24 protein-coding genes are annotated in these 26,217 nt (G+C 60.0%); 10 read left to right on the forward strand and 14 right to left on the reverse strand.

Going from position 1 to position 26,217, the window contains the following annotated elements; genetic code table 11:
• Positions 1-584: 584 nt before the first annotated feature.
• The 7 genes from purT to F0M18_RS13830 all read right to left on the reverse strand — a co-directional run bounded on the left by purT (position 585) and on the right by F0M18_RS13830 (position 8,879).
• Positions 585-1,766, reverse strand: a complete 1,182-nt coding sequence (gene purT / locus F0M18_RS13800) for a formate-dependent phosphoribosylglycinamide formyltransferase (RefSeq protein WP_149612043.1) — start codon at positions 1,764-1,766, stop codon at positions 585-587.
• 203 nt (positions 1,767-1,969) lie between these two features.
• Entirely contained in the window at positions 1,970-2,752 is a 783-nt protein-coding gene (locus tag F0M18_RS13805) for an esterase/lipase family protein (protein WP_188109722.1), read from the reverse strand.
• Positions 2,753-2,794: 42 nt separating this feature from the next.
• The gene (locus F0M18_RS13810; protein ID WP_149612045.1) at positions 2,795-3,820 is read right to left on the reverse strand and encodes an NAD-dependent epimerase/dehydratase family protein; all 1,026 of its coding nucleotides are present in this window, start codon (positions 3,818-3,820) and stop codon (positions 2,795-2,797) included.
• 389 nt (positions 3,821-4,209) lie between these two features.
• Positions 4,210-5,046 carry a CvfB family protein gene (locus F0M18_RS13815; RefSeq protein ID WP_149612046.1) on the reverse strand — a complete coding sequence of 279 codons (837 nt, stop codon included), beginning with the start codon at positions 5,044-5,046 and terminating at the stop codon, positions 4,210-4,212.
• Between the two features lie 141 nt (positions 5,047-5,187).
• The gene (locus F0M18_RS13820) at positions 5,188-5,913 is read right to left on the reverse strand and encodes a pseudouridine synthase (protein ID WP_149612047.1); all 726 of its coding nucleotides are present in this window, start codon (positions 5,911-5,913) and stop codon (positions 5,188-5,190) included.
• Between the two features lie 220 nt (positions 5,914-6,133).
• On the reverse strand, positions 6,134-7,177 hold the full coding sequence (locus tag F0M18_RS13825; RefSeq protein ID WP_149612048.1) for a Rieske 2Fe-2S domain-containing protein: 1,044 nt from the start codon (positions 7,175-7,177) through the stop codon (positions 6,134-6,136).
• Positions 7,170-8,879: an FAD-binding protein gene (locus tag F0M18_RS13830; protein WP_149612049.1), complete on the reverse strand. Its 1,710-nt coding sequence runs from the start codon at positions 8,877-8,879 to the stop codon at positions 7,170-7,172. The genes F0M18_RS13825 and F0M18_RS13830 overlap by 8 nt, the downstream gene beginning before the upstream one ends.
• Before the next feature lie 143 nt (positions 8,880-9,022).
• On the opposite strand from F0M18_RS13830, the gene F0M18_RS13835 reads away from it, so the two are divergent.
• From F0M18_RS13835 to F0M18_RS13845, 3 genes are read left to right on the forward strand one after another with little or no spacing between them, the layout of a single operon-like run.
• Positions 9,023-9,481, forward strand: coding sequence for a hypothetical protein (locus F0M18_RS13835; protein WP_149612050.1), 459 nt, complete (start codon positions 9,023-9,025; stop codon positions 9,479-9,481).
• A gap of 29 nt (positions 9,482-9,510) precedes the next feature.
• On the forward strand, positions 9,511-10,323 hold the full coding sequence (locus F0M18_RS13840; protein ID WP_262500955.1) for an SDR family NAD(P)-dependent oxidoreductase: 813 nt from the start codon (positions 9,511-9,513) through the stop codon (positions 10,321-10,323).
• Positions 10,324-10,326: 3 nt separating this feature from the next.
• Positions 10,327-11,127: an SDR family NAD(P)-dependent oxidoreductase gene (locus F0M18_RS13845; protein WP_149612051.1), complete on the forward strand. Its 801-nt coding sequence runs from the start codon at positions 10,327-10,329 to the stop codon at positions 11,125-11,127.
• A 6-nt stretch (positions 11,128-11,133) separates the two neighbouring features.
• On the opposite strand, the gene F0M18_RS13850 is transcribed toward F0M18_RS13845, so the two are convergent.
• The 3 genes from F0M18_RS13850 to F0M18_RS13860 all read right to left on the reverse strand — a co-directional run bounded on the left by F0M18_RS13850 (position 11,134) and on the right by F0M18_RS13860 (position 14,735).
• Entirely contained in the window at positions 11,134-12,120 is a 987-nt protein-coding gene (locus F0M18_RS13850) for an alpha/beta fold hydrolase (protein WP_149612052.1), read from the reverse strand.
• 43 nt (positions 12,121-12,163) lie between these two features.
• Positions 12,164-12,979 carry an enoyl-CoA hydratase/isomerase family protein gene (locus F0M18_RS13855; RefSeq protein WP_149612053.1) on the reverse strand — a complete coding sequence of 272 codons (816 nt, stop codon included), beginning with the start codon at positions 12,977-12,979 and terminating at the stop codon, positions 12,164-12,166.
• A 286-nt stretch (positions 12,980-13,265) separates the two neighbouring features.
• On the reverse strand, positions 13,266-14,735 hold the full coding sequence (locus F0M18_RS13860) for a hypothetical protein (RefSeq protein ID WP_149612054.1): 1,470 nt from the start codon (positions 14,733-14,735) through the stop codon (positions 13,266-13,268).
• A 257-nt stretch (positions 14,736-14,992) separates the two neighbouring features.
• On the opposite strand from F0M18_RS13860, the gene F0M18_RS13865 reads away from it, so the two are divergent.
• Together F0M18_RS13865 and F0M18_RS13870 are read left to right on the forward strand one after the other, a co-directional pair.
• Entirely contained in the window at positions 14,993-15,568 is a 576-nt protein-coding gene (locus F0M18_RS13865) for a TlpA family protein disulfide reductase (protein ID WP_149612055.1), read from the forward strand.
• A gap of 46 nt (positions 15,569-15,614) precedes the next feature.
• Positions 15,615-16,091, forward strand: a complete 477-nt coding sequence (locus F0M18_RS13870; RefSeq protein ID WP_149612056.1) for an FKBP-type peptidyl-prolyl cis-trans isomerase — start codon at positions 15,615-15,617, stop codon at positions 16,089-16,091.
• Between the two features lie 101 nt (positions 16,092-16,192).
• Here the strand turns inward: F0M18_RS13870 and F0M18_RS13875 are convergent, their stop codons facing one another.
• The 4 genes from F0M18_RS13875 to F0M18_RS13890 form a co-directional block, all read right to left on the reverse strand.
• Positions 16,193-16,549 carry a DUF6164 family protein gene (locus tag F0M18_RS13875; RefSeq protein ID WP_188109723.1) on the reverse strand — a complete coding sequence of 119 codons (357 nt, stop codon included), beginning with the start codon at positions 16,547-16,549 and terminating at the stop codon, positions 16,193-16,195.
• A 217-nt stretch (positions 16,550-16,766) separates the two neighbouring features.
• The gene (locus F0M18_RS13880) at positions 16,767-18,275 is read right to left on the reverse strand and encodes a DUF1254 domain-containing protein (protein WP_262500956.1); all 1,509 of its coding nucleotides are present in this window, start codon (positions 18,273-18,275) and stop codon (positions 16,767-16,769) included.
• A 118-nt stretch (positions 18,276-18,393) separates the two neighbouring features.
• Positions 18,394-19,899, reverse strand: a complete 1,506-nt coding sequence (locus tag F0M18_RS13885; RefSeq protein ID WP_149612058.1) for a DUF1254 domain-containing protein — start codon at positions 19,897-19,899, stop codon at positions 18,394-18,396.
• Positions 19,900-20,093: 194 nt separating this feature from the next.
• On the reverse strand, positions 20,094-20,348 hold the full coding sequence (locus tag F0M18_RS13890; protein WP_149612059.1) for a hypothetical protein: 255 nt from the start codon (positions 20,346-20,348) through the stop codon (positions 20,094-20,096).
• A gap of 221 nt (positions 20,349-20,569) precedes the next feature.
• Here F0M18_RS13890 and F0M18_RS13895 point away from each other — a divergent pair, with 221 nt between their 5' ends.
• The 5 genes from F0M18_RS13895 to F0M18_RS13915 all read left to right on the forward strand — a co-directional run bounded on the left by F0M18_RS13895 (position 20,570) and on the right by F0M18_RS13915 (position 26,005).
• A complete protein-coding gene (locus tag F0M18_RS13895; protein WP_149612060.1) occupies positions 20,570-21,505 on the forward strand; it encodes a LysR family transcriptional regulator in 936 nt (311 codons plus the stop codon).
• A 128-nt stretch (positions 21,506-21,633) separates the two neighbouring features.
• Positions 21,634-22,272, forward strand: a complete 639-nt coding sequence (locus tag F0M18_RS13900) for a hypothetical protein (RefSeq protein WP_149612061.1) — start codon at positions 21,634-21,636, stop codon at positions 22,270-22,272.
• A 36-nt stretch (positions 22,273-22,308) separates the two neighbouring features.
• On the forward strand, positions 22,309-23,223 hold the full coding sequence (locus tag F0M18_RS13905) for a sterol desaturase family protein (protein ID WP_149612062.1): 915 nt from the start codon (positions 22,309-22,311) through the stop codon (positions 23,221-23,223).
• A 221-nt stretch (positions 23,224-23,444) separates the two neighbouring features.
• Positions 23,445-24,815 (forward strand): FAD-binding oxidoreductase, encoded by a 1,371-nt coding sequence (locus F0M18_RS13910; protein ID WP_149612063.1) that lies wholly within the window; start codon positions 23,445-23,447, stop codon positions 24,813-24,815.
• Positions 24,816-25,084: 269 nt separating this feature from the next.
• On the forward strand, positions 25,085-26,005 hold the full coding sequence (locus F0M18_RS13915) for a prenyltransferase (protein ID WP_149612064.1): 921 nt from the start codon (positions 25,085-25,087) through the stop codon (positions 26,003-26,005).
• Positions 26,006-26,217: the final 212 nt, after the last annotated feature.

A 26,217-nucleotide genomic window follows, 5' to 3' on the forward strand; every position in this document is an offset into this window, starting at 1 on the left:
ACAAATCTGAGGCGTTCATCCATCGGTTTACACTCTTTCCACGGCATCTGGAGGCCTCCTCCAAATACCTAAATGTGTAAACCATGTCTCCGGCGGCCGGCGCTCCGGTATATTCTGTAAGCTATGTGTCAGGAACTACACAAAAAGCCACCCTCGCGGTGGCTTTCTGGTTTATGCGGTCAGCTCGAGGGCCAGATTGGGTTCTCCCAGGTTCGACAAGACGCGCCAGCGTCTTGAACCGAGCCGCAGGCGAGCCCGGAGGGCCACAACACCCCGGAGGGTGTTGTGGGTTAATCCTCTCGGGCGGGCCATATAAACCATGTGTCCTTTCCGGTCGGATAGGTGACATTTTATTCCGGGAGCATAGGTAACACTTTCGGAGCGAAGGGATTTTTCCCCACTGGCTCCACCTTGTTAAGCTCCCTGTCAAAGAAGCCTAGATCATAATCCAGGAAGCTGACGAGCCAAACCTCGTCAGCGACTTCGTTCACCAGGGGCTGTGCCCTCAGGTGCCCACTGAATCTGGTAGCGACCCGATGACGCTTGCCAGACAATCAGTGCGGGCATACGGCAGTGCCGATTTGCTAAAGATCGATGCTAACGGCCGAGGCGGCCCGGCGCGCTTTAGCGCGCGCCTCGTCAACGTCTTTCCCTCTGGCCAGGGCCACGCCCATTCTCCTGCGCCCGGTGACGCCCGGTTTACCAAACAGGCGCAACTGGGTTTCCGGCTCGCTCAAGGCAGCATCGAGCTGGCCGAAGCAGACGGCATCTGATTCACCTTCCACCAGGATGACGGCTGATGCCGACGGACCGTGCTGCTTTATGTCGGGAATCGGCAGGCCGAGGATGGCGCGGGCGTGCAGCGAGAACTGCGGCAGGTCTTGCGAGATCATGGTCACCATGCCCGTGTCATGGGGGCGCGGCGACACTTCGCTGAACAGCACCTCGTCGCCCTTGACGAACAGCTCAACGCCAAAGATGCCCCTGCCTCCCAGGGCATCTGTAATGCGCAAGGCGACGTCCTGGGCGCGCTGCAGCGCCAAATCACTCATCGGCTGGGGCTGCCAGGATTCTCGGTAGTCGCCGTCGACCTGGATGTGGCCAATCGGCTGGCAATAGCTGGTGCCGTCACGGTGGCGCAGGGTCAGCAAAGTGATTTCATAATCGAAGTCGACAAATCCCTCCACAATAATCCGCCCTTCTCCCGTGCGACCGCCCTGCTGGGAATACTCCCAGGCGTGCTCTATATCGTCACGCGTGCGAATGGTGCTCTGGCCCTTGCCCGATGAACTCATGACGGGCTTGATCACACAGGGCATACCCACTTGCTCCACCGCGGCGAGAAATTCTTCCCGGGTATCAGCAAACTGATAAGGCGACGTGACCAGCCCCAGCTCTTCGGCCGCGAGGCGACGAATACCCTCGCGATCCATAGTCAGCTGCGCCGCGCGGGCAGTGGGGATTACGGTAAAACCTTCCTGCTCCAGCTTGACCAGTTCGGCGGTTGCAATCGCTTCGATCTCCGGCACGATCAGGTTCGGCTTTTCCCGCTCCACCAGTTCGCGCAGTGCTTTGCCATCGAGCATATCAAGCGTAAAGCTGCGATCGGCCACCTGCATCGCGGGGGCATTGGCGTAGCGGTCAACGGCGATAACTTCAGCGCCATAGCGCTGTAGCTCGATTACCACTTCCTTACCGAGTTCGCCAGCGCCAAGCAGCATTACGCGCACTGCGGAGTTGGTAAAAGGTGTTCCGATCTTTGTCATTTGCTGGACCTGAGTTGAATCACTGATAGTTGCGGCCTTAATAAGCGAACGCGTCTCATTATTCCCTGTTCATCAGGAAGACTGCAACTGCCTGGTAGGCGGGCAGTGAAGTTGGATCAATGAGGCCGTTTTTTGCGCTCGGGTGGGAAGCCAGGCGCACGGTAGCAGGCGCGCGTTAACAAAATCAGTGTGAGGATACCCACTCACGACAGGCCGTTCACCTGTTCTGTACGTAGCGCCGTGGCCACTTCATCCAGGGCCCTCACGTTAAAGGCAAATGCCACATGACTGGAGTCAACCTGAACATGCCTGGTCAGAGATGAATGCGGCAACCTGGCGATATCCGTGCCGACGATACCGTCGCGATCACTGTAGATGACATGAGTCGGCACTGAGGGTGCGGCTGCCTTGTCCAACCAGTCATCAAAATTCTGTTCTTCAATAGGGACCCTACTGCCGCTAAGACGACGCATCAAGTTAAACAGGCTTGTACCCCGAGGGTCGCCAAAGGGGGAGCCCAGTGTAATAACCTGACGGGTAATGTCCGGTAAGTGCCTTGAGGCGTCCAATGCGTACAAGCCTCCCATGCTCCACCCTATCAGACTCACTGACTCGCCGGTGGACGCGTGGATTTCGCGGATGCGATCGACGGTAAGGTCCACCAGTCGCTCTCGAAAGCGAGTAGCGTCATCAACGCTCTGTATACGGTTTTCCATGCCCTCGACATTTCTACCGGCTTCCAGGGCGAAGGGCCGGTAGCCGATTCTCTTCAGGAAGAACCGCAGGGTCGCGGTCGAACCATCTGCAGCACCGTACCCGGGGAGCACCAGAACCGGATGCCCGTCGCCGCCCTTGTGGTTGCGTATCAGTCGCCCCAGCCCGGTCACAAGCTGAAGGCTTTCCACCGTGGCCCGGGGGAACTCGGACAGCGCAAGTCCTAGTGGAGGGGGCTTGGGCAATGCGTTCATATTTGCTCTCTGCAGCATATTGTTCGGGGTTCTTACCTGAGGGGAAGGGGATGATTGCATCTAGGCGGCGGCCGCAAACTTGAATGGGGCCAAGCGACTCCACGTGGCCGCACGCCGGTAGTCAGGCACCGACGCGACTGTGGCCGCCAGTGCGGGTTCGATGTCAGGGTCGCCGTAGTCCAGCAGCTTTTGCGACGCGGCGAGATCCACGTCGAACTCCCTTGTCAGCAGCTCGCCCAACCGGGAAAAATCCAGGCCGGACTTTTCCCCAATCAGCCGCAGCGTCACCGACCCCATGCGCATAAGACCAGCAAAAACGCTGTCTGGCATCCGCATCACCGAGACATCGTTCTTGCCGCTCAGTTTTGCCAACTGCCGTAGCATGTCGTCCCAGCTCAGCTGGCAATCACCGATAGGGATTCTGGCGCTTACCCTGGGTGCGCTCAAAGCGCCCAGCGTTGCCCTGCCCACGTTTTTAGCACTGATCGCGACGGCGCCGCCATTGGGCGCGACCAGCCGGCGCGTGTACCTCACGTAGCTCACCAGTGCGGACCACTGCGAAGGCTTGCCTTTGGTATCACCGAATACCCAGGGAATCTCGAGAACACTGGCAACGAAGTGTCCCCGGGACACCTCGATAACCATTTCACTCTGTGCAACCCGTGAGGCAATGTAAGGGTGGTGCTGCGTCAGCTTCAACTCTGGATGCAGCCTGTTGAAGCAGGTGAAGATCGAGTTCAGCACCACCACGTGACTGATCTCCGTATCACGTGCTGCCAGCAACACATTGCGACAGGTTTCAACGTTCTCACGGAAATAGAACTCGCGCGCGTCTCCATCAGGCCTGACGCGCTCATCAACGCCAGCAGCATAGACCAATTTGTCGTAGCCGGACATCATTTCGGTCAGTGACGGCCTATCAAGCAGGCCTAGATCGCCCTCGATAATGTCTACCGATTCGGGTACTTCCCTTGCGGAGCGCGCTTTGCTCCTGCTGAGGACACCGACACTGTGCCCGGCGGCGAGTAGTGAGTCGACAATATGTGCGCCGAGGAACCCGGTTCCGCCTATTGCCAGTGTTTTCATGAATACCAAAGTCCTCAATAACACCGATATTACGCAGTCCAGGAGAGGCACGGATCAGTCGGTCAGCCTTTTTATGGTCTCTGCATAAGATGTACAGCGAAGGACATAAATAGTTATGCAAATCAGTGGGATTATCACCAGTCGACGAGCCGCAGAGGGCGTACTTCTACCCGGCTGTGAGTTGGCAGCTGAAGCGGACCACGATTCGCTTCACATAATTGCCACTCCGACCCCAAACGCTCGTACTCAGACCCCAAAAGCTCCGTACGGGCGTCTGCGCTTTGTTCGGCTTGGGAGGCACTGTGAGGCGGAAACTGAAAGTGAAAGTGAAAGTGAAAGTGAAAGTGCCCAGGATTAGCTTTAAATAATTACGACTCTGACCCCAAAAGCTACTTCTTGAGTCTGACACCATCGCTGTGCAGCGTGATGCGGCGAGCCTTGTACAGCGCACCGACAGCCTGCTTGAACACTTTCTTGCTAATCCCGAACCGCGCGTAAATTTCCTGCGGCGGGCTCTTGTCACTAAGCGGCAGAAAACCATCGTTCTCTTCCAGGGCCGCAATGATATCCCCGCTAACCCCGTCTATCTTGTTCTTGCTGAAGCCCGGCTGGGTCAAGCTGAGATCAACCTTGCCGTCATCGCGCACCCGGTTTACAAATGCCTCCATTTCCTGGCCTTTGCGAATGCGCTGGAAAAGTTCATTGCTGTACAGCAGCCCCCAACTCTGGTGATTGATAATGGCCTTGTAGCCCAGCTCGGTCTTGTCGCCGACGATCACCCTGACCTTCTCGCCGCGCTTCAAATTGCCGGGCTCATCCTTGATCCAGTGGTCTATGCGCGTTGAACCCGCCAGTCGGCCCTGGTTGTCCAGATACACCTTGACCAGGCTGTGACGACCCTTGCCGAGGGGATGTTGCTGCTCGGCAAAGGGGATGAACAAATCCTTGCTCAGGCCCCAGTCGGCAAAAGCGCCCACCTCATTCACCTCGACAACTTCCAGCCAGGCAACCTGACCGACGGTGGCCGCAGGGCGATCGGTGGTGGCCACCGGATCGCCTTCGGCATCGACAAAAACAAAAACCTCCAACTCGTCACCCACCTCGATATCTGCCGGCGCAAGGCGGTTGGACAGCAACAGACGGCCGCGATCCAGGCCATCCAGAATGATGCCGTAAGCACCGACCTCCAACACATCGAGCTGGTTATACTGTCCAATCTGGAGCATGGGGATTTCCCTGTTGATGGGCAAAATGCCCATTATTTATTGCCCGGACGCCAGGAATAGCTGGCGCAACACATCGTGATTGTTAATCCGCGCAGTCTCCCCTTCGGCCGGCAATGGGTCAACAGGACGCTGCCGGGTCCGTCAGCGGACATGAGGAATCCCCAACCGGTCTAGCTCATCCGGGTAGAGCGGACGGCTCTCGCCCGGGGCCAAGGCCGGGTCCAGCTTCACCTCACCAATGGCACAGCGGTGGATACTGAGTACCCGATTACCGAAACGACCGAACATCCGCTTGATCTGGTGATAACGGCCCTCTACCAGCCTTACCTGCGCTTCATAGTCGGAAACAATCTCCAATTCCGCGGGGCGTGTGGTGATACCTTCATAGGCGAAATACATGCCGGCGCTAAAAGCGTCGATATAGTCCTGCCCCAGCGGCTGCTCCACGCCAACCCGGTAGGTTTTCGCTACCCCGGCTTCCGGCTTGGACAGGCCGCGCGACCAGGCGCCATCATTGGTCAGCAGTATCAGCCCGGAGCTGTTGCAATCAAGGCGGCCGGCGATGTGCAGTGATGTGGCCTGCGGAGCTTCCAACAGGTCGACTACGGTGCGATGCCGGGCATCACAGGTTGCACTGACCACGCCGCAAGGCTTGTTGAGCATCAGGTAGCAGGCCTCCCGCGATTGCAGTACCCGGTCGTCGAGCGTGACACGGGTAAACTGGTCGACGACCTGATTGATTGACCGCGCAGACACACCGTCGACGTGGATACGACCCTGTGCCAGCAACAGTCGCACATCCTTTCGGTGGATGTTCTCGCAGCGGCTGATAAAACGGTCGAGTCGGGTTCTGGCGATGGCGGGCATGGGGAGATTCTAACAGACGCCACACCGGGACGGGGCGAGAGCCTGCCTCGCAAAGCGCTTTGGTTACTGTGCAGGAATGATGCCGGGAGGGGGCGCCCGGCCGGATTCAGAGGCGCATATCAGTAGTCATGCGCCGAATATCAGCGCTTTAACCCGACAGCACCCTCGGTACGGATATCCGCTTGAGGCCAGTCAAACATATCGTGTTCGCCGCGACTGCCTAGCCTGACAACGGACGGTAAAACTGGTCATACCAGCGCCGCAGTTTGTTGATGGGCCCATCGCCGTCGCAGAGTATGGGGCTTTCGCGGTAGGTCTTGTCGCGCCAGATCACCACGTCCTGGCCGAAGGCGAGATGTGCCGTGAGCGGATACATCTCGCGGAACTCATCCGGCAAGGGTTCATCGGTAAGGCTGGAAACAATCACCGCGCTGCAGAGGTCGACTTCCTCGGCATTTACCGGCGTGTGATAGTTAACCCACCAGCTGGCAAAGTTCAGGTCTGCGCTGCGCGACTCGGTGTAGTAGTACATGATGGAGGGGCCATGGTAGGTGGCATCGCCCCAGGCGTCGGCCGCGTTCTCCACCGCCTCTTCGTGTAAGGCGTTCATGTCAAAGGGCGCACCTTCCGGCATCACCATGCCCGCCGTTGCCGAGCGCTGCACCGTGGAAAGCTGCGTCACCGTGCGCTCGCCAAATCGATTTTCGAACGACTTCACCTCGCCACCGTGCACATGGGCAAAGTGCGCCACGTCGACAATATTCTCGATAACATCACAGGGCTGCGCGCGTATGCGGGAACGCTGGAAACGCCAGTCGCCCCAGCCATCCGGGCCCCAGGGCGCGATATCGGGCAGGTAGTCTTCCGGCGGGTTGCCCATGGGGTCATACCAGATGGCAATAAAGCCGTTCTTTTCTATTACCGGCCACGACTTCAGCGCGTGCACCGCCTTTTCAGGAATTTTTTTCGCGTAGGGGATATCCACGCAGGTGCCCTGACTGTCAAAGCGCCAGCCATGGAACGGGCAGGCGATGGTGTCCCCATGAGGGCGTCCGCCGTCACTGGCCAGGTGTGCACCGAGGTGCGGGCAGTAGGCATCCAACACCGCCACGCTGCCGGACTCGCCTCTGAAAATCACCAGTTCCCGATCGAAGTAGCTGAGCGCCTTGACGTCCCCCGCAGACAGCTCCTGCGAGAACAGGACAATGTGCCAACCGCGGGCATATAGCCCCGGTTCCATATACGCATACGCTGTTTCAGCCATCGGTCTTCTCCTGGGGCGCTTTATTATTGAATGCGTGCTGTGCCGCGAGGTAGGCAAACGTCATCGCCGAGCCTATGGTCGCCCCCGCGCCGGGATAAGTATCACCCATCACCGCGGCACTGGTATTGCCCGCCGCATAGAGGCCGGGAATAGGCTCGCCGGCCTCGCCAAGCACACGGCCGTGTTCGTCAGCCTGCAGCCCGCCCTTGGTATCGAGATCGCCCGCTTCCACGCGCAAGGCATAGAAGGGTGGCGTTTCTACCGGGCCCAGGCACGGGTTGGGCTGTACTTTCGGGTCAGCATAGTAACGATCGTGGTGCGTGGCGCCGCGGTGGAAGTCAGGGTCTTCCCCCCGGCGCGCGTTTTCGTTGAAGCGCGCCAGCGTCGCCTGCAATTGTTCGCCATCGATACCGGTTTGTTCGGCCAGTTCGGCAATGCTGTCGGCACGTGTCAGCAAGCCGGTTTCGAAAAACGCCTTTGGCAGCCGGGCATCCGACTCCAGCTTGCCCGGGTGAATATTCCCGGCGGGATATTTACTGCGGAAAGTCGCGTCGAAAAGCAGGTAGGCCGGGACGGCGCCTTCGCCTCGTGATTCACTGGCGAGCTGGTCCTTGACCACGTCCTCGTAGGGAGCCGCTTCATTGGTGAAGCGTTTGCCCGCCCGATTCACCATGATGGAGCCCGGGTAAGCCTTGCCCGCGATCAGTGCCAGGCGCGCCTCATCGTTCGGCAACACCACGGTGGGAGACCACCAGGAACTGCCCATAAAACCCAGCCCCGCGCCCACCGCCTGACCCAGTACGATGCCATCCCCGGTCGCGCCCGGCGCGGAGGCGGTCCAGTCTCCTCCCACCGCCGGGTGCTGGTACTGTTGACGCAAGGCGGCGTTGCGGGAGAACCCCCCCGTCGCGAGCAACACACCGCGTCGCGCCCTGACTGCAACCTGTTCACCCTCGCGCTGGATGTTGGCGCCGACCACGCGGCCCTGCTCGACCATGAGCTCAGTGACGGGGGAATTCAGCCACAGCGGTACGCCGCGCTCTTTCAGTGTCAGGCGCAGCTTTGATACCAGTGCAGGACCCAGCGCCAGGCGCTGGTCCTGGCGGCCCTGCAGGCGGGCGGGAATATCGGTCAGATAGCGCAGCAGCAGCCACGCCCCGAGCAGGTAACTCTTGAAGTTCATTTCGCCCAGGCACCGGCCCTCGGGCACGGTGACGCTGAATGGCAGGGGCCCGGTGAAGTCGTCGCGGATGCTGCGCCCTTCTGCACCGAGCTTGCGCAGGTGAATCACGCCCGGGTCCATGGAGCGGCCGCCGGGTTTATAACCGGGCACGTTCTCGTAGTAGTCCATGTATTCCGGCAGCGGCGTGAAATCAACGTGGCTGTGCTGCATCATGAACTGCAGCATTTCCGCGGCGCGCTCTGCATAGGCGCGCAAACGCGACTCACTGACGCTGTCGCCAATCAGGCCTTTCAGGTAGCGATAGCCCTCTTCGGCACTGTCTGCCACCCCGAACTCGCCCTGCCGATGGTTGCCGGGTATCCAGGCCACGCCGCCCGATTTGCAGGTCGTGCCCCCGAACATGGGCTCTTTCTCGACCACCAGCACATCGCCGCCCAGCTCGTGAGCCACCACCGCGCCGGTCATCCCCGCAGCGCCACTGCCGGCGACGAGCCAGTCCACTTCTTTTTTCGCATCCATACTCAACAGACTAGAGCCAAGCGCGGTGTACGGAAAACGCCAGCAGCCCGTTTATCGGCACTGGTATAAACTGGCTAACCCCTGTTCCCGTATTGGCGCGTTACCATCAGCGTCCCCCTCGAACTCATGCAAGGAACAACGCCATGCCTGCCCTGCGCTTTAATCACATGGAACTGACAATGCCGCCCGGCGCGCTGGAGCGCGACCGACAGGACATAGTGGATTTCTACAGTGCTGTTTTTGATTTCGATGCGATTGATGTGCCGCTGTTTGACAGCACCGGCCTGTTGCTGAGAACCGACGAGGATACCAGCCAGTTCCTGCTGTTGATGGAGCAGGAAGAGCACCTGCAATCGCCCGGCTACGACCACCTCGGCTTCCTGTTCGAATCACGCGCTGAAGTGGATGAAAAGCTGGCGCTGTGCAAGCAGTGGCAGCGCAAGGACGACCGGGTTCGCATCAAGGAGTACGACGACCTGGTGATCCCCCCCACCACCACACATGCCTTCTACGTGCAGTTTCTGCTGCCGATCTGGTTCGATATCCAGGTCATTGAATACGAGGACGGCGCCGGGCCACAAAAGAACTGGGTTTACCGCTAGTCGTGACCGGCTCGACAGGAGAATGAGATTTGAGCATCAAGGATTTTAAAGACAAGGTTGCCGTCATCACCGGTGGCGGCAGCGGCATCGGCCAGGCACTGGCCTGCCAGTTAGGTGAAAAGGGTTGTCACCTGGCCCTGGTGGATGTGAATGAAGCCGGCATGAAGGAAACCAAAAAGCGACTCAAAGGCAACAAGATAAAAATCAGCATGCATGTGGCCGATGTGAGCAATGAAAAGGCCATGAAGGCCCTGGCGGACGATGTCATCGCCAGACATGGCCAGGTCAACCTGCTGTTCAACAATGCCGGTATCACCTACGCCAAGAGCTTCGAGGGCCACAGCCTGGCGGACTGGAAAAAGATCATCGGCATCAATTTATGGGGTGTCATTTACGGCTGTCACTTTTTCCTGCCTTACCTCAAGCAGCAGGCCGGTTCAGCCCACATCATCAACCTGTCTTCCATGGTGGCCTTCATGGGCCCGCCGGAGCAATCCTCCTACACGGCCACCAAGTCCGCGATCAAGGGCTTCAGCGAATCCCTATGGGCGGAAGTTCACGGCGAGGGTGTGGGCGTGACCGTGGTGCACCCGGGCGCCATTCGTACCAACATCATGGATGAGGCCATGAAGAGCGCCGAGGACCGCGACGCTTTCGCCCGCACCCAGGCCATGGTCGACAAAATGGCGATGCCGGTGGAAAAAGCCGCCAAACAGATTCTCAAGGCGGTGCGCAAGGACAAGATGCGCGTGGTAATCGGCCCCGACGCCAAGCTCTTCGAGAGCATGAAGCGGGCCATGCCCGACCAGGTGCACAAGATGTTCCTGCTGATGCCGAGCTGACAGATGCCCGCAGCGTTCGCCTACGGCCCCTGGGCCCTGGTAACCGGCGCCTCCAGCGGCATCGGGGAGCAATTCGCCCACTTGCTGGCAGCCGCTGGATGCCACCTGGTCATTACCGCGCGCCGGGCTGAGCAGTTGCAGAACCTGGCGACAACACTGCAGGCAGAACACGGTATCCAGGTCGAGGCAGTAACACTCGACCTCAACGACGCCGACTTTCTTACGCCCCTGCTCACGGCGATAGCAGACAAGGACATTGGCCTGCTGGTAAGCAATGCGGGGTTCGGCCTGAAAGGCCCCCACGCGATGCAGGACGGCGCGCAACTGCAGGGTATGCTGAACGTTAACGCCCTGGCCCCGATGTTGCTGACAAACGCCCTGGCGCCGCAGCTGTGCGCACGCGACAAGAGCGGCATTATCCTGACCTCGTCCATTGAGGGGTTTGTGCCCTTCCCCCATTCCGCGGCCTATGCCGCCAGCAAAGCCTTTGTTCTCTCGCTGGGCGAGGCCATCGCCTGGGAGCTGAAGGATGAGGGCGTGGATACACTGGTGCTCTGCCCCGGCTCAACCGACACCGAGGCATTGACCAGGCAGGGCTTCGACCCGGCCACGCTGAAGGGGCTGATGTCGCCCAGGGATGTTGCTTCACAGGCGCTGGATGCGCTCGGCAAGAAAACGGTGCTGGTAACCGGCGCCGCCAATAAAGCCATGGTTAAACTGCTGCGCAACCTGCCCCACAACATGGCGGTGAACTTGGCTGGCAAGGCGATGCAGTCGGCCACAGGCGGCGCCAGCAAGGAGTAAGGCGCCTTATAGTCCCTCCAGGAACGCGAGCAACAGCTCGTTGAGCATCTCGGGCTGTTCCTGCTGGATGAAATGCCCCGCTTCGGGCAGCAGGTGCAAGCCGCGCAGGTCCTTCACCTTCGCCCGCATGTGCTCAAACGGGCCGTCACCGGCCAGGCTGATCACCGGGTCTTCCTGCCCCCCCACCCACAGGGTGGGGATAGCCACCTCGGCATGGGCACTGCTCCTGAATAACTGCCAGTTGCGATCCATCACCCGGTAGGAATTGGCGCCACCGATAATGCTCAGGGCCGGGCCCGCCCGGGTGTATTCCTGCACGTAATAATCCATGTCCTCCACCGTCAACCACGGCCAGGGCAGAGCCTGCACCGGCTCTTCCAGCACATCGATATAGTGCGTGCCCCGCGACGGGAAACGGCTCCAGTCCAACAGGTTACCGCGGGCCGACAGGGCCCAGAACAGGCGCGTCAGGAACTCCCGCTCACGCCCGGCCACCGACTGTTCCGCGACCCCGACGGCCTGGTAGTAATGCATGTGGAAGAAGTGGTTTTCGGCGATGGCCGCAAACAGCGTTGACGGCAGGACGTCGGCGCCGCCGGCCAGCTCCATGTTGTAGGGCACACACAGGGGCGCGACTGCGCGGATACGGTCACTGTGGTGTATGGCCATATGCCAGGCCAGGTTGGCACCGAAGTCGTGCCCCAGCAGCACCGCCTGCGGCGCGGCAAAATAATCCAGCACCGCCAGTACATCCGCGCTCAGGCAATTGAAATCGTAGTCCTCCGCAGGCAGCGGGCGTGAGCTGGCGCCATAGCCGCGCATATCCAGCGCCACGGCCCGGTAGCCGGCCCCCGCCAATGCCGCAAGCTGGTGACGCCAGCTGTACCACAGGCCCGGGTAACCATGGCACATGACGACCAGAGGGCCCTCTCCGGCACAGGCCAGGTGCAAGTGCACGGGGCCGGCGGGGATGTGCAGGTGTTCAATCTCCATCGTCTACTCCATGCCGGGCGTCAGACGCGGGCTGTCCCGGAAGCTACAATTTGCTCCACTGCGGTGGACGCCCTTCCTTGAACGCCTGCATCGCCTCCTCCATACATCCGGAGAAATAGCCCAGCACCTGGGTGCGGTTCTCCAGCTCCATCGCGTGACGCAGGCTGGGGGCATCGAGATTGGCGCGGATGCCCTTCTTGGTCATCCAGACACCGTACTCACTGTTGGCGGCGATGGCGCGGGCCAGCTCCAGGCTCGCAGTCACCAGTTCATCATCGGCAACGACACGTGACACCAGCTGCAGCCGGAGTGCCTCTTCAGCGGATATGTTTCTGCCTGTCAGCATCATTTCCGTCGCCGCGGAAACCCCGACAACGCGTGGCAGGAAGTAACTGGTACCAACGTCGCACGCGGACAAACCAATCTTGATGAATGCCGCACCGAACCTGGCATTCTCAGCGGCGATGCGCACGTCGCTGGCCAACGCAATGGCCAGGCCACCGCCCACAGCAGCGCCATTGATGGCGGCGATCACCGGCTTGTCGCACTCATGTATGGCCAGCATCAGGTCTGCCAGGTACTCCTGGAACTTGTAGACATATCCCAGCTGGCCCATACCCTCGGTGCCAGGCACCGACCCGGCGGCCGAATCGTCTCCAGCCATGTCGGCGCCAGCACAAAAGCCCCTGCCCGCTCCAGTCAGGATCACGACGCGGACCTCACGGTCGCAATTGAGCTCGCGAAATATCCCGCTCAGCTCGCCCACCAGGGCCGCATTCAACGCATTCAATCGCTCGGGGCGATTCAGGCGCAGTTCCAGTATGCCGTCTTCCAGTTTTCTCGATATTACCGTGGACATGTTGGTTTCCCCTGCATATTTGTGGCGATTGAATATCTGCCGCAGGAACGCCGCGGCGGGAATATACCCGGTAACTGCCCTATTACACCCCGGGGTTGTGTCACTTCTGGCGAGGGGCCGTCGCCGTACAAACGCTGACAAAACTATACCGCAACACAAGCACTGACCGCAGGCCTTGTGCGAAGTAGAACCCACGAGCTCGGGTGACGTTATCCAAACCCGAGACGGGCTTTAGGACACCGGCGTGGTGAGCTCGGCTGATCCCCCTGGCCGAGGTCAAAGTGCGCTAACGCGCCGGTGCGACCAGCTCAAGATATCGGTTCAGCGGCGCACGATCACCAAACACCCGCACGGTAACGCTGGCATCCGGGTGGCGCAGTTGGTGCCAGACCGGAGCGGGAATCTTATGCCGATAACCGTGCACGCCCAGCGTCGACGGCCAGGGCCAGGAAGCGGGCAGGCCGTCATCCAGGATGAAACTGCGTTGCCTCCTGGACGTGTAGATTGCCTGCCCACCCACATCCACCACTGTCTGCATGCGCAGGCTCTTGTGGGGAAGTGCAGTATTTCTGCCCCAGGCACTCACCAGCCCATTTTCTGATACAGCTAGTATTTCCCCTTCGTAATGGTTCCGGGGTCTGAAGTAATGCCTCTCGGTCTGCCCCAGTTTCAGGCTGGGGTATCGGTATTTCCCGGACTTGATCTGCCTGGCGATCGCGAGCAGGGACTCGACAAACTCTTCCCCGCCTTGCGGAAAGTTCTCAGCAAAGCGATCCACACCAAAACCACTGTTTTCGGGCTGGCCGAGCTGCTCTTCCATCGACCACAAAAAGGGAATAAAGGCGACAAAACGGGGATCACTCAGCGCGATCTCGTAGTGATGAAGAAGACGCTTCTGCAGGTTGGCAACCATGCGCTGCTTTCTCTCTTCGTACATGGAGCGACTCTCCAGATTCCGGCGCTCGAAGTCCCGATGCCTGACCCAGGTTTCAGGCACGGCCATCAAGCGCTGCTCCGGGTTCATGTAGTCCAGGAGCCTGCTGTAGTAAGCAGTCATCGGCTTGCCATCACAGTCCCACAGGCTGTAATAGCAATCAAAGCCAATCCAGTCGTAGCCTTCGGGAATGCTGAAACTGTCCCGGAAGATCTCGCTGTAATGAAGAATGACGCCAACAGGCTTGCCCGGAAACAGCGCAGCGATGGCCTCGTTTATCTCCGCCAGTTCCGCGTGCATCTGCCTGCGCGAGGTCGCATTGCTGCTCGCAGCGTGGGACAGCGGTTCGTCAACGGGGTAAATCATCGCCACCGTATCAATCAGGTCCTCGTACAGCAGTCGCTGCTGCAGGGCGGCCAGCGATGCCATGTAGTCGGGTTTCTTGCGAAAATTCCGGTCGAAGACATGCGGCTGAACGCTGAGGACAGCCTTTACGCCTGCGTCCCTGGCGGCGCTGATACGCGCCACGATGTCATCGGCACTATAAAGGCTGACCCAGGTCAGATTGGTAAACGGCGCCAGTTCTTCTGTGAATTCCCAGTGCTGCTGCGCCGATGCATAGAAGCCAACGTACTCCAGGTGACCGAAGCGCCGCGCCGCGTTGCCATAGATGGCGTCTGCACCCACGCCCCGGTATCCCTCTCCCTGTGCAGGCGCCCCCGCTGCGTAGGCACCAGACGGCAACAGCATGCACAACGAGCAGCACAGCGCGCTGATAACGCGTTTCGCCAAACCCCTGCACTGTACCAATTGCTTCACCATCACTTTGATCTCCTTGGGTAACTGCAAACCCGGGGCAGACTTGCCCCACTAGCGCATGATTATGCGACGTGCACCCATTGCACCGAATGGCCCATGGCGCCAACTGCGTGGCATTGTCCGCCAGAGGTCAACCCGGGCCCGCCAGGGCACGGGCCGGACGCGCCGTTTTAGGGCGGATCGGCCCGGCGTCTCTTCTATCGGCCGCAGGGTTAAGGTAGCCTTGCTGCCTTTGCTTACGCATTGACCGGAGTCGCCCTATGTATCGAGTTGTGACCAGAGGACTGGGAATCGCCCTGACGCTGCTGCTGTTAGCCTCCTGCAGCGCAGAGGAGCCGCCGAAGACGACCCCGCTCGGCAAGGGGGATGCGGCACCCGCGTGGACTGGCACTGACCTGGTCACGGGTGAGGCAAAGCGCTTCCCGGAAATACTCAATGGAAAACCCGCCGTGCTGGTGTTCTGGGCCACGTGGTGCCCGTACTGCAAGGCGTTTATGCCCTACGCGGGACAGATACAGGCCGAGTACGCTGAACACGGTGTTCAGGTCATCACCTTCAATGCCAAAGAGCGGGCACAGGGCGATCCCAAAGCCTACCTGGAGACACTGCCGTTTCCCCTCATCGCCATCGCTGACGCAGACAGCATTGCCAAGCACTATGACATCGAGTTCATCCCCGGCCTGATGGTAGTCAATGGTGAGGGCGTGGTCACGTATCGACGAGGTTGGACTGAATTGCCCGCCGGGGAAAAGGTGGCAGCGTTCTGGGCGGGTGAAGTGCGCCTGGCACTGGACGCAGCCCTGGGCAATACCGGGAGCCCATCACCTCAAGGTTAACAGTCCGTCGTTGCCGCTTCCTTTTCATCACCCTGAAGGTATTCACATGTCTAAAGTCGTTATCATCCTGGTTCTGGTTGGACTGTTCTTTCTGTTCCTGCAATTCACCTCGGGCAACAAGAAGGCAGCCCAGGATAACAAACAGAAGGGTACGGAATTTCTTGCTGCGAACGGCAAGCTGGAAGGGGTCAGAACCACCGATTCCGGCCTGCAATATCAAGTGTTGCAGCCGGGAACCGGGCAGCAGCACCCAAAGGCGACAGATACCGTGACCGTGCATTATCACGGCACCCTGATCGATGGCACGGTGTTCGACAGCTCTGTCGAACGCGGCCAGCCGATTGAATTTGGCCTGCACCAGGTTATCAGGGGCTGGACCGAGGGCCTGCAACTGATGGTCGTAGGCGAGAAGGCTCGCTTGTTCATCCCCAGCGAGTTGGCCTATGGCAACCGCAAAACCGGGTCTATCGCGCCGGGATCAACACTGATCTTCGATGTGGAACTGCTGGCGATCAACGAGTAGCGCTGCACCGCGCGTAGCCACCGGCCCCATGGCCGGCCGCGAAGCGGACGGGCTGCCGATGTGGCCAGTGCGACGAGCGAGGCCCCGGGGCTCGCTGCCAACTACTCCGCCAGGAACCTGATAAATGGCGAAATGGCAAGAAACAGAACGGTTAAGGCCAGCAATCCGTAGAAGATGACATGCAATGGTGCCTGCCTGAAACGGTCTTTAAGGGTTTCTGGCGGAGCCTCGAGCTTCAACGCGTCAAAGTAGCGCTGCCGCTCAAGCTGGTAGGCGTCGATCAATTCTCGAGCCCGTGCCTTGTCGCCGTCTTTGACTAACCACAAGCCGGCGACAGACACCCCCCAGCGACCCGCTGATGTCTCATAGGTATCCAGCGCATTGTCTGCCAACAAATCGCGAATATCCTGCGCTTCTTCCTCCGGCACGCCATTCAGGCGAAAGATCAGTACCGCCACCGTATTGCCACCATTCACTGCGCGTTCTGGGTTATCAGGAAGCTGATGATACCAAACTAGCGCCGTTGATCCCGGTAGGTCAGTTAGCAGCAGACCGATCTCACTGTTTTCCCTAGTGTTTCTCCAAGAAGGGTTCAACGGGCATGACTGTCTTGCTCACGCAGGGGTAGCGAGCTAAAAAGACGCACTGAACCAACAGTTAATCGCGAGAGGCCGATCAGGGCATTCGTTCAATTTCTGAAGGACGCCAGCTCTGGTCTATCCAGCCTTCCAGCGGCCCGTACATGCGCAGAATGGTGAACCAGCCTTTACCCGGAACAGTCTGAATCCAGTTCTGCTCTTTTCCAGCGGGCGCCCTGGGCCCGAAGTAAAGATCCACGGAACCGTCATCGTTCAAGACAGGAGAGTTCTTGATGCTGTCGATAGACGGGTTCATTTGCGGCGTCTGCAGCATGGAACGCGTCTGCGGGTCGTACAGGGTGACGGCCCAGAAGTTTGCCACCGGCGCATCGGCGGGCAAGCGCAGGCGATAGGTGGCGCTACCGACGAAGGGTTTCTTGTTACTGTCGAGGAACGCAATGCCGTAATCGGAACCGGTGCCGAGGCGGGGTTGCGCCATCGCCGGGGTCACGGCGGTATAGGGGTAGTGGAACGTCACCCGCGCGTCGGTATTCATGGTCTGCCCGTCGCGACCGTTGAAAAACACATTCTGGTCGGTGTAGGCGCGCATCCAGGCACTGTTGGTGTCGGGATAAATACGCACGCCCTGCATGTTGAGGTCATAACGCGGATACCAGACGATGGCGCGGGAGGCGGCGTTGCCTATCGCCACCCCGTCCTTGAGCCTGGCGCGCATGCGCTCGTCCGGTTCGAAGGGCTTGCCTTTCTCCATGCCGAGAGAGGCGAACAGGCCGCGAACTTCCGGCGGGAAAGTCTCCAGGCCTTCATATTGCACCACCTCATTGAGGTGGTCGAAAAACGTCACGTCGTTGGTGTGAATGGTGTTGAATTCCTTGCCACTGGCGCTGATCCATTTCATCTCGGGTGGCGAACCGGCCTGTGAGAGTGGATACACCTTGAGGTTGCCCTTGATGAAATCTGCCGCTTCCGCCAGATCGCCCCTGGGCGTCAGTCGCAGGAACACCCACACGCGATAGCTGTTTGGCTCGAGGACGGTGTAACCCTCGGGCACATCACCCTGGTACCCTGGTGGCAGGTAAAGGTACTTACCTTCGGGCAGGTTGTTAATGAAGCGGAAGTACGCGTCGTTGGCGGCGCCGAGCAGGCCTTTCGGGACATCCACCACCGTGGGGCCGTCGCGCTTGAGGTCGAGATCGGGAACCACGTACATGGTCGCGCTGTTGGCGGTGAGGAAAAACGGTGTAGAGTCCATCAGCTTGTCGAGGATAATCACTTCGTTCGCTTGCACCGCGCCCAGTGAATGGGCGCCCTTTATCAAGGCGTGCAGGGACGCGGCGGGCATGCCCTTGAGGAAGGTATCAGCTGCGCGCGAGGTATCGAGGAAGTCATAGACTCTTTCCACGGTCGCCTCGGTGGGTACGCCGTCGGCAAATTTGAGTTTGCCTATGGACGTGTCTACCGTGTCTGGCGTCAGTATTCCCGACGGCACCTCGGTATTGTAACCGGGTGCGGGAGCGGCGGCCGCAGCGCCGGACAGCAGCGTGACCAGGCCGAGCGCCGTAAGCGTTGTTGGAATCATGTTCATGCGTTTTCCTGTTTTGTATATCGTATTTCGGTGAAGCCACCTTCCCGATGCATCTGCAGGCTACCCAGCAGGCTGCCCGTACTCTGTGTAGAAGCAATGCGTCTGCCGGTAAGCGCGATTATTTCACCTCCACAAAATCACCCGGCTTCCACGACTTGTCGAACCAGGGCTCGAGCGGGCCGTAAAGCCGCAACATAACGTTGAAGCTCTTGCCAGGCATTGTCTGCGCCCAGTTGTTTTCCCACCCCCTGGGCGCCTCCGGGCCAACATAAATCGTGAAACTGCCATCTGCGTTGGGCTTGATACCGGGCCGGTTGGAATCGATGCCACCGGACTTCTGGTCCGTTTCCAGGATGGAGCGCGTCTGGCCGCTGTACAGCATAAAGGACCAGAAGTTTTTCGCCGGGATTGGCGCAGGCAACGTCACCTTGTAGGTTTTGGAGCCGTCCAGGTACACGCCGTCCTCGTCCCGGGCGGTCATGGCATACACGGAACCCGAGCCAACCGGCGGCGCGGTCATCGCCGGGGTGATACCTGTCGCCATGTAGAAGAAGTATGTGCGATCGTCGAGGATACGGGCACCATCTTCGAGGAACTCATAGCTCTGCCTCTGGAAGGGCGAGTTCCACTGCCTGTCCTCGTAGAAGTAGGTGCCGCGGTCACGGGAGGCATAGGTGATGGCGCGCGCCGTGGCGTTGGCGATGGCCGCGGCCTCGGTCATGATCTCACGCATTCTTGCGTCGGGCGCAAACGGTTCGCCGCGCTTGATGCCGATCGATGCGAAAGTGCCGAGGATTTCCGGCGCAAAGGCGCCCTCGGGGTTATTGTTCAGCGCAACATGAATTTCCTTGAAAAAATCTTCGTCGTTGGCGTGCACCGTGTTGTATTGCTTGCCAGAGACATTGATAAACGTCTCCGCGGGCGGGTCGCCGGCCTCGCTGAACCGGTAGACATTCAGGCCCGCCTTGACGGCTGCCACTGCGCTCTCGGTTTCCCCGTTCGGCCCGGGCGAACGCCTGAGCAGCAGCCAATGCTCATAGGTCTTGGTACGCAGTTCGAAGTAGCCCTCCGGGACCGCGGTATCATCGTCGTTGTGCAGGAGCAGGTACTTGCCGCCCTTGCCCTTGTCGGGACCGAGCACGCCGATATCGGCCACATAGTCGAAGGCGGCATCATCGAGTAAGCCCAGGATTCCTTCCGGCACCTCGATCACCACCGGACCGCTCGAGATATCCACGTTAGCGCCAATGTAAATCGTGGTGGTATTCGGCGTCAGCCAGATTGACCTGGCATCCATCAGGGTTTCAGTGATGACAATCTCATTGGGGCTGGCACCGGCATCCTCATATCCCTGGAACATGGCACGCAGCGACGCGATCTTCATGCCATCGAGAAAGGCCGTGGTGGCCCGGATCAGGTCGAGGTTGTCAAATACCTTGTCGACGCTTGCTGGCGCCGGCATACCATCGAAAAATTCCAGTTTGCCCAGCGTCCTGGTGTTCACCACATCCGGCGTGATGACGTTTTCAGGAACGTCCGCTGCAAACTCGGGCTTCCCGGCCAGCGTGGTAATTGGCAGCGTCATTATCAGGCAGGACGCCAACGCCTTGGTGAGTTTTGTCATCGCTCATTCCTGTCGTTTGAACTGATTTTGGGGTGCCTGGTCTTGACGCACCTTACTCCCGGACTGCTGCGGTCAGGCTGGGTTGTACCAGCTGGCGTCAAAGTGACTGGCGGCTGCGGCGGCACGAGGACTTACCGCAGTTTAACGGGCAGAGGCAGGGCGACGTGCTGCCGCCCTGCGCAAACCTGGAGACTTCAGTCGTCGTCATCACCCCGGCCAAGGCGTTCGCCCTGCTTGCCGCGAACGCCGTCGCGCACTTCTTCCTGCTTGCAGTCACGTTTGTCTTTGCCCACGTAGCCCTCGTCCTGGCGACAGTCACGCCGATCCTGGCGCTCGTCAGACCGGCCGCGTTCCTGGCGTCGATCCTGTCGATCATCGGGGTCGGCGAGGGTGGCAACCGGAGCGGCCAGTATCATCAGGCTGGTGAATAGCGCGAGTACTTTCTTCATGGCAGATACCTTTTTTCGTATGAGTCGTTGTCGCAGATAGCGTCACTCACCATCAGGGGCTGCCACCGGGAGTTGGCGCTGCATGTCGGGAGCGCTGCAGGGAGACACGCAGCCTGATTGCAGGCGCCTGCGAATCCGCAGTGTAGAGGAGCACTTCGATTCTTGGAATTTAAAATAACTTAAGATAGATTAACAATAAATGAATTAAAGGCTACATCCCCATGCTGCACTTACGCCAACTGCAATGCGTCATCGCTATCGACGAGAGTGGCAGCTTCCAGCGGGCCGCCGATCAGCTGGGCATCACCCCCTCCGGGCTCACCCAGAGTGTGCAACGGCTGGAACAGCGCTACGGTGGCAGCCTGTTCGTGCGCAATCGCTCCGGGGTAACGCTCACACCCATGGGTGAAATCGTGCTGGAAGGGGCCCGCGCCATCCTGCAGCGGTCAGACTCCATCGAACGCGAGCTACAGCTGGTGAACTCCCCGGACCAGGGCGAACTCAGTATCGGCGTTGATCCCACCCTGAGTAACGCGGTACTCGGGCCGGCGCTGAGCCAGGTCATCACTGAACACCCCGGACTGCGCTTCACCGTGACCAGCGACAACCGCCGTGCCCTTGCAGATCTGCTTGCCGATCGGGCAATCGATTTGATGGTCTGCTATCCACAGCGCGCCGACACCAGGGATGTGCTGCAATCCATACCCTTCACTATCCCGGCTCCTGTGGTGATCGGCAGGGCGGGACACCCGCTGGCGCAGCAGAAGAATCCGACCATCGATGCCTTTTTCACGTATCCGCGACTGGGTGCCCAATTGCCCGACTGGTACACGGACTGGGCGTCGGCAGAGCTCAGTAGATTACAGCAGGATATCGATCCCAGCGCCGGCTACCATCTGCATTCGAACGACATCGGCCTGATGAAAACCATCGTACAGCACTCCGATGCGCTGATGGGTATTCACCGGCGCGATGCCGAGTTGGAACTGGAGACCGGCAAGGTGGTGGAAATCAGGCCCAAGAATTGGCCGCAGCGCGTTGCCCTTGAAGTGGTCGTCAGCGCGGAACGCTCCCTCGCCTCGATGGTAGAGAAACTGGTGCTGGCGATTACCGATGCGGACCCATTCACGACCGCCGCAGCGGCGGACGGCCCTTAGCGGGTCTGTCTTTCATGCGCGGGATCAGCCACAATACCTCGCGTGTGGTCGTTGGCAGCAGCGCAGGCCAGCAACAGCGAAAGTCACGACAACACCCCTCCCGTACCGGACTACCAGGACCGCAATCAATGCAACATTCGAAAACCTCGACCGCTCTACTGTGCTTGTTACTGGCCACTCTATTGAGCGCCTGCAGCAGCAATACCGCCACAATCGAAAAGACCTGGCGCAAGGATGACATCGGCGAAAGGGACCTGCACGGTGTCCTGGTGGTCGCAGCAGCCACGCAGGAAGGCAGCCGGCGCGCTTTTGAAGAGGAATTCACCAACGCCCTGAAAGAGCACGGTGTGCACGCGGTGGCCAGTTATACGCTGCGCGGCGGTACCGAAATCAGCAAGGAAGACATCGTCGCCATGGCCAAGCAGGCGGACCTGGACACCGTGCTGGTCACTCTGTTCGCCGGCCGTGATGAAACCGCCGTGCTGCACCCGGGGCGCAAGTACTACGCCTGGGCGCCGGTTTACGCGGGCGACTACTACGGGCGCGGGCGCGTCTACGGCGTGCCCTACCAGGTAGGCCAGACCTCGGATTTCTGGGCGGAGCACAAGAATATCCACCTGACCGCGAAACTGTATGACGTGAAAACAGAGGAACGCCTGTGGCAGGTGAATTCCGGCATGGAAGAAGGCAGCGACGTCGCCACCATGCGCACGGCTTTCATCAAGTCATTTATGAAGGACCTGGCCAACCAGGGTCTGCTGCAATGAGCTGACCGGCGCCACTGCTGAGACAAGTGCATAGCGATGACCACTGAACAGTTACTCGAATCGTTCTCACAGGACAAACTGCTTTACGTCTTTATCCCGATCTTCCTGGTGGCGGTAGTGCTGGAGTATCGCTACAGCGTTCGCCACAAGCTCGCCCTGTACCAGCGCCAGGACACCGTGGCCTCGTTCTGGATGATGGCGTTCACGCCCATTGTCGAATTCCTGCCCAAACTGGGCGCATTTGTGGCGTTTTACTACCTGCATGAGATCAGCCCGCTGCGCGATGTGGTGCAGCGGCAGTGGTGGGCCTGGGCGCTACTGTTACTGCTGGATGACTTCGTCTACTACTGGTTTCACCGCTCCAATCACGAGGTGCGCATTTTCTGGGCCGGCCATGTCACGCACCACTCTGCCATAAAGATGAACTATGCCACCGCCCTGCGCCAGGGCGTGGGTGAACGCCTGCACAAGTTCCTGTTCTGGATGCCCCTGCCCTTGCTGGGCTTTGACCCGCTGATGATCTTCACGGTGATGGCCATCAACCTGTTCTACCAGTTCTGGATTCACACCGAACTGGTGGACCGACTACCCGCGCCGGTGGAGTACCTGTTCAATACCCCGTCCCACCACCGTGTCCACCACGCCTCCAATGTGCGCTACCTGGACTGCAACCATGGCGGCATTCTGATCATCTGGGACCGACTGTTCGGTACCTTTTCTGAAGAAACCCAGGGTGATGCACCTCGCTACGGCCTGACCAAAAATATCACCTCCTACCGCCCGCTGGATGTCGCCACCCACGAGTACCGCTCGATCTGGGACGATTGCAAACGGGCCACATCATGGCGCGATCGCTGGCGCTATCTGCTGCTGGCACCGGGCTGGAGCCATGATGGCGAAGACCGGCGCGCCCGGGTGTTGCGCCGGCAGTTGGCGGCAGGCGCGAACTAACTGCCTGCAGGGATCGCCAGAGCCTGCGCGGCGCTACTGCGTGTCTTCTCGGACACCGCCTACCCGTCCCGCCGGATTGTTAATTCGCTGACATTCACTCTACGGGGCGCCGTCTATACTTGGGGAAAGTCGCAGCCCCCGGCAACGCGAAGGGCTGGCTGCAACCTGTCGCCACCGCTGGTTTCGGCGCGCCAAACCATAACAACAGCAGGAATTCATCCATGGACATTACCAACGCTATTTCAGAAATTGTCGGCCCCAAGGGCATGCTACTGGGCGACGATGTCAACTCGCGCCCGAACTACAGCTGGGGTCTGGGCAACTGCCCGGCCCGCGCCATTGTGCGCCCTGCATCGACCGATGAACTTTCCAGAGTGATGGCCCTGTGCAACGGACAGCAGCAGACCATTGTGCCCTGGGGTGGTCTCACCGGGCTGGTGAACGGGATTACCTGCACGGAGGATGACATCGCCATTTCCCTGGAGCGCATGAACGCCATCGAACACATCGATGCGGAAGCCGGCACCATGACTGTACAGGCCGGCGCCGTGCTGCAAAACGTGCAGGATGCCGCCGCCGAGGCCGGCTGGCAGTTTGCCGTGGATTTTGGCGCCCGGGGCAGCGCCAATATCGGCGGCATGGTCGCCACCAACGCCGGCGGCAACAGTGTGGTGCGCTACGGCATGATGCGCGAGCAGGTGCTCGGGCTGGAGGCAGTACTGGCGGACGGTACGGTGATTTCCTCGATGAACGAGATGCTCAAGAACAACGCCGGTTACGACCTCAAGCACCTGTTTATCGGCAGCGAGGGCACCCTCGGTATTGTCACCCGCGCGGTATTGCGCCTGCGCCCGGCGCCGCGCACGGTACAGACGGCTTTTGTCGCCCTGTCCTGCTTCGAAGACGTTTCCGGGCTGCTGCGCAGACTGGGGACGGAACTGGAAGGCAAGCTCAGCGCCTTTGAAGTCATGTGGCGCAACCACTATGCCTTCATGACGGAAGAAACCGGCAAACACCAGGCGTTCCTGCCCACCAATTATCCCTTTTATGTCCTGGTCGAGTCCGAGGGCGCCGACGAGGAGCGTGAAGCGGAGCAGTTCATGACTGTGCTGGGCACACTGATGGAGGAAGGCCATGTAGCCGACGCAGTGATCTGCCAGTCGGCGCAGCAGGCGGCACAGATCTGGGCCATGCGCGACGACGTGGATACCCTGATTCACGCAGTATTCCCACCCGCCGTATTCGATATCAGCCTGCCCATTCGCGAGATGGAAGCGTACGTGAGCGGTGTTGAAGAGGAACTCGGCGAGCGTTTCCCGGAAGCAAAGCTGGTGTGTTTCGGGCACCTCGGGGATGGCAATATCCACTTCGGCATAGGGCCGGCACACGACAAACACGCAATCGAGACCGTGGTTTACGAACGACTCGGCAAGGTCAATGGTTCGATCTCTGCCGAGCACGGTATCGGCCTGGAGAAACGCGAGTTCCTGCCGCATTCGCGCTCGGCGGACGAGATCGCGCTGATGCAGACCATGAAGCGCGCGCTGGACCCGCAAAACCTGCTCAACCCCGGGAAGGTGCTGGGCGGGTAGCCAGCTCCTGGCTGGCCAGCCCCTGGATCGCCAGCCGCTGAATGGCCAGCCCCTGGATCCCCGCCTTCGCGGGGATGACAAATAAACGGTACTTCACGGGGGCCCCGCCTTCGCGGGGATGACAAATAAACGGTACTTCACGGGATCCCCGCCTGCGCGGGGATAACGCAAATGCGAGTATATTTTCTTACTACTGCAGCCTTGGCGCGGCGACGAGCACGTGGCGTCTTGAGGATGGCAGTGAGCGCGCATTCCGCTAAACTCGAAGCATGACAATCCAACCCTTCTGGCTGGGGTTCTGGCGCCTGGCCGACCCCAAAATATCGCTCGCATCCTTCGCCGGCCTGTTTATGGCGGCCTGTTTCGCAGCCGCCGATACGGGCCTGCACCCCGGCTGGCTGGCGCTGACGGTATTGGGCGTGTTCTGTGTCGAGGTCGCCAAGAATGCTTCCGGCGAGTGGGTCGATTTCGACAGTGGCACCGACCTGGCTATTGCCGCCGAGGATCGCAGCCCGTTTTCCGGCGGCAAGCGGGTGATGGTGGACGCGCTGATGACGCGCGAGCAGACACGTGCTGTGGCCATTATTTTTTTCCTGGCCGCCATTGTTATCGGCCTGCTGATTACCTTTCTGCGCGAACCCCGCGTGCTCGCCGTCGGCCTGCTGGGCATGTTACTGGCCTGGTCCTACCACGGTGCTCCGCTGCGCCTGTCCTATCGCGGCCTCGGCGAGGTCGCCGTGGCCATCGCCTATGGACCGCTGGTCGTCTGCGGCACCTACCTCGTGCAGACCGGCGCGCTCAACGCGCCGCTATTACACGCCGCCATGGCCCTGGGCCTGCTGATTGCCGCATTCCTGTGGATCAACGAATTCCCCGACTACCACGCCGACCTCGGCGCGAGCAAAAACACGCTGGTGGTGCGCCTGGGCCGGGAAACGGCGGCAACGGGCTACGTCACCCTGCTGGGCTCGGGTTACCTGTGGCTGCTGATTTGCGCCCTGCATTACCAGAGCTACGGCATGCTCTGGGGTCTGCTCGGTGCCGTGCCGGCCGCGTTCTCGGCGTGGCGACTGCTCAATCAATACCAGAACACAGCCGCGATTGTTCCCGCGCAGGCGGCCTGCCTGCTCAGCTTTATACTGATGGCCGCCGGTTGCGGACTGGGTTATTGGCTGGCGGGTCCGGCCTGACACCGCCAGCGCGGTTCATCCGGGCAGCAGCTGTCGGCAACACTGGTAAGACTTGTCAGCTTCCTTGTAGCTATTACAAGCCGGCACCGCTGCGCGCGCATGGCGACGGGCCCCGCAAGACACACCAACTCCCGTTTTACCTTGTAAATCAAGGCCTGTACGCGCCACAGGCAACACTGGCATGCCCTTTGCAAGTACCTGTACAAGCAGCG

The organism is Pseudohalioglobus sediminis (genome assembly GCF_008370495.1).
Classification (GTDB): Bacteria; Pseudomonadota; Gammaproteobacteria; order Pseudomonadales; family Halieaceae; genus Halioglobus.

Bases quoted from the DNA above. Each gene is read 5' to 3' on its own strand.
- purT (WP_149612043.1), bottom strand. From the start codon at position 1,766: ATGACAAAGATCGGAACACCTTTTACCAACTCCGCAGTGCGCGTAATG.
- F0M18_RS13805 (WP_188109722.1), bottom strand. From the start codon at position 2,752: ATGCTGCAGAGAGCAAATATGAACGCATTGCCCAAGCCCCCTCCACTA.
- F0M18_RS13810 (WP_149612045.1), bottom strand. From the start codon at position 3,820: ATGAAAACACTGGCAATAGGCGGAACCGGGTTCCTCGGCGCACATATT.
- F0M18_RS13815 (WP_149612046.1), bottom strand. From the start codon at position 5,046: ATGCTCCAGATTGGACAGTATAACCAGCTCGATGTGTTGGAGGTCGGT.
- F0M18_RS13820 (WP_149612047.1), bottom strand. From the start codon at position 5,913: ATGCCCGCCATCGCCAGAACCCGACTCGACCGTTTTATCAGCCGCTGC.
- F0M18_RS13825 (WP_149612048.1), bottom strand. From the start codon at position 7,177: ATGGCTGAAACAGCGTATGCGTATATGGAACCGGGGCTATATGCCCGC.
- F0M18_RS13830 (WP_149612049.1), bottom strand. From the start codon at position 8,879: ATGGATGCGAAAAAAGAAGTGGACTGGCTCGTCGCCGGCAGTGGCGCT.
- F0M18_RS13835 (WP_149612050.1), top strand. From the start codon at position 9,023: ATGCCTGCCCTGCGCTTTAATCACATGGAACTGACAATGCCGCCCGGC.
- F0M18_RS13845 (WP_149612051.1), top strand. From the start codon at position 10,327: ATGCCCGCAGCGTTCGCCTACGGCCCCTGGGCCCTGGTAACCGGCGCC.
- F0M18_RS13850 (WP_149612052.1), bottom strand. From the start codon at position 12,120: ATGGAGATTGAACACCTGCACATCCCCGCCGGCCCCGTGCACTTGCAC.
- F0M18_RS13855 (WP_149612053.1), bottom strand. From the start codon at position 12,979: ATGTCCACGGTAATATCGAGAAAACTGGAAGACGGCATACTGGAACTG.
- F0M18_RS13860 (WP_149612054.1), bottom strand. From the start codon at position 14,735: ATGGTGAAGCAATTGGTACAGTGCAGGGGTTTGGCGAAACGCGTTATC.
- F0M18_RS13865 (WP_149612055.1), top strand. From the start codon at position 14,993: ATGTATCGAGTTGTGACCAGAGGACTGGGAATCGCCCTGACGCTGCTG.
- F0M18_RS13870 (WP_149612056.1), top strand. From the start codon at position 15,615: ATGTCTAAAGTCGTTATCATCCTGGTTCTGGTTGGACTGTTCTTTCTG.
- F0M18_RS13880 (WP_262500956.1), bottom strand. From the start codon at position 18,275: ATGAACATGATTCCAACAACGCTTACGGCGCTCGGCCTGGTCACGCTG.
- F0M18_RS13885 (WP_149612058.1), bottom strand. From the start codon at position 19,899: ATGACAAAACTCACCAAGGCGTTGGCGTCCTGCCTGATAATGACGCTG.
- F0M18_RS13890 (WP_149612059.1), bottom strand. From the start codon at position 20,348: ATGAAGAAAGTACTCGCGCTATTCACCAGCCTGATGATACTGGCCGCT.
- F0M18_RS13895 (WP_149612060.1), top strand. From the start codon at position 20,570: ATGCTGCACTTACGCCAACTGCAATGCGTCATCGCTATCGACGAGAGT.
- F0M18_RS13900 (WP_149612061.1), top strand. From the start codon at position 21,634: ATGCAACATTCGAAAACCTCGACCGCTCTACTGTGCTTGTTACTGGCC.
- F0M18_RS13905 (WP_149612062.1), top strand. From the start codon at position 22,309: ATGACCACTGAACAGTTACTCGAATCGTTCTCACAGGACAAACTGCTT.
- F0M18_RS13910 (WP_149612063.1), top strand. From the start codon at position 23,445: ATGGACATTACCAACGCTATTTCAGAAATTGTCGGCCCCAAGGGCATG.
- F0M18_RS13915 (WP_149612064.1), top strand. From the start codon at position 25,085: ATGACAATCCAACCCTTCTGGCTGGGGTTCTGGCGCCTGGCCGACCCC.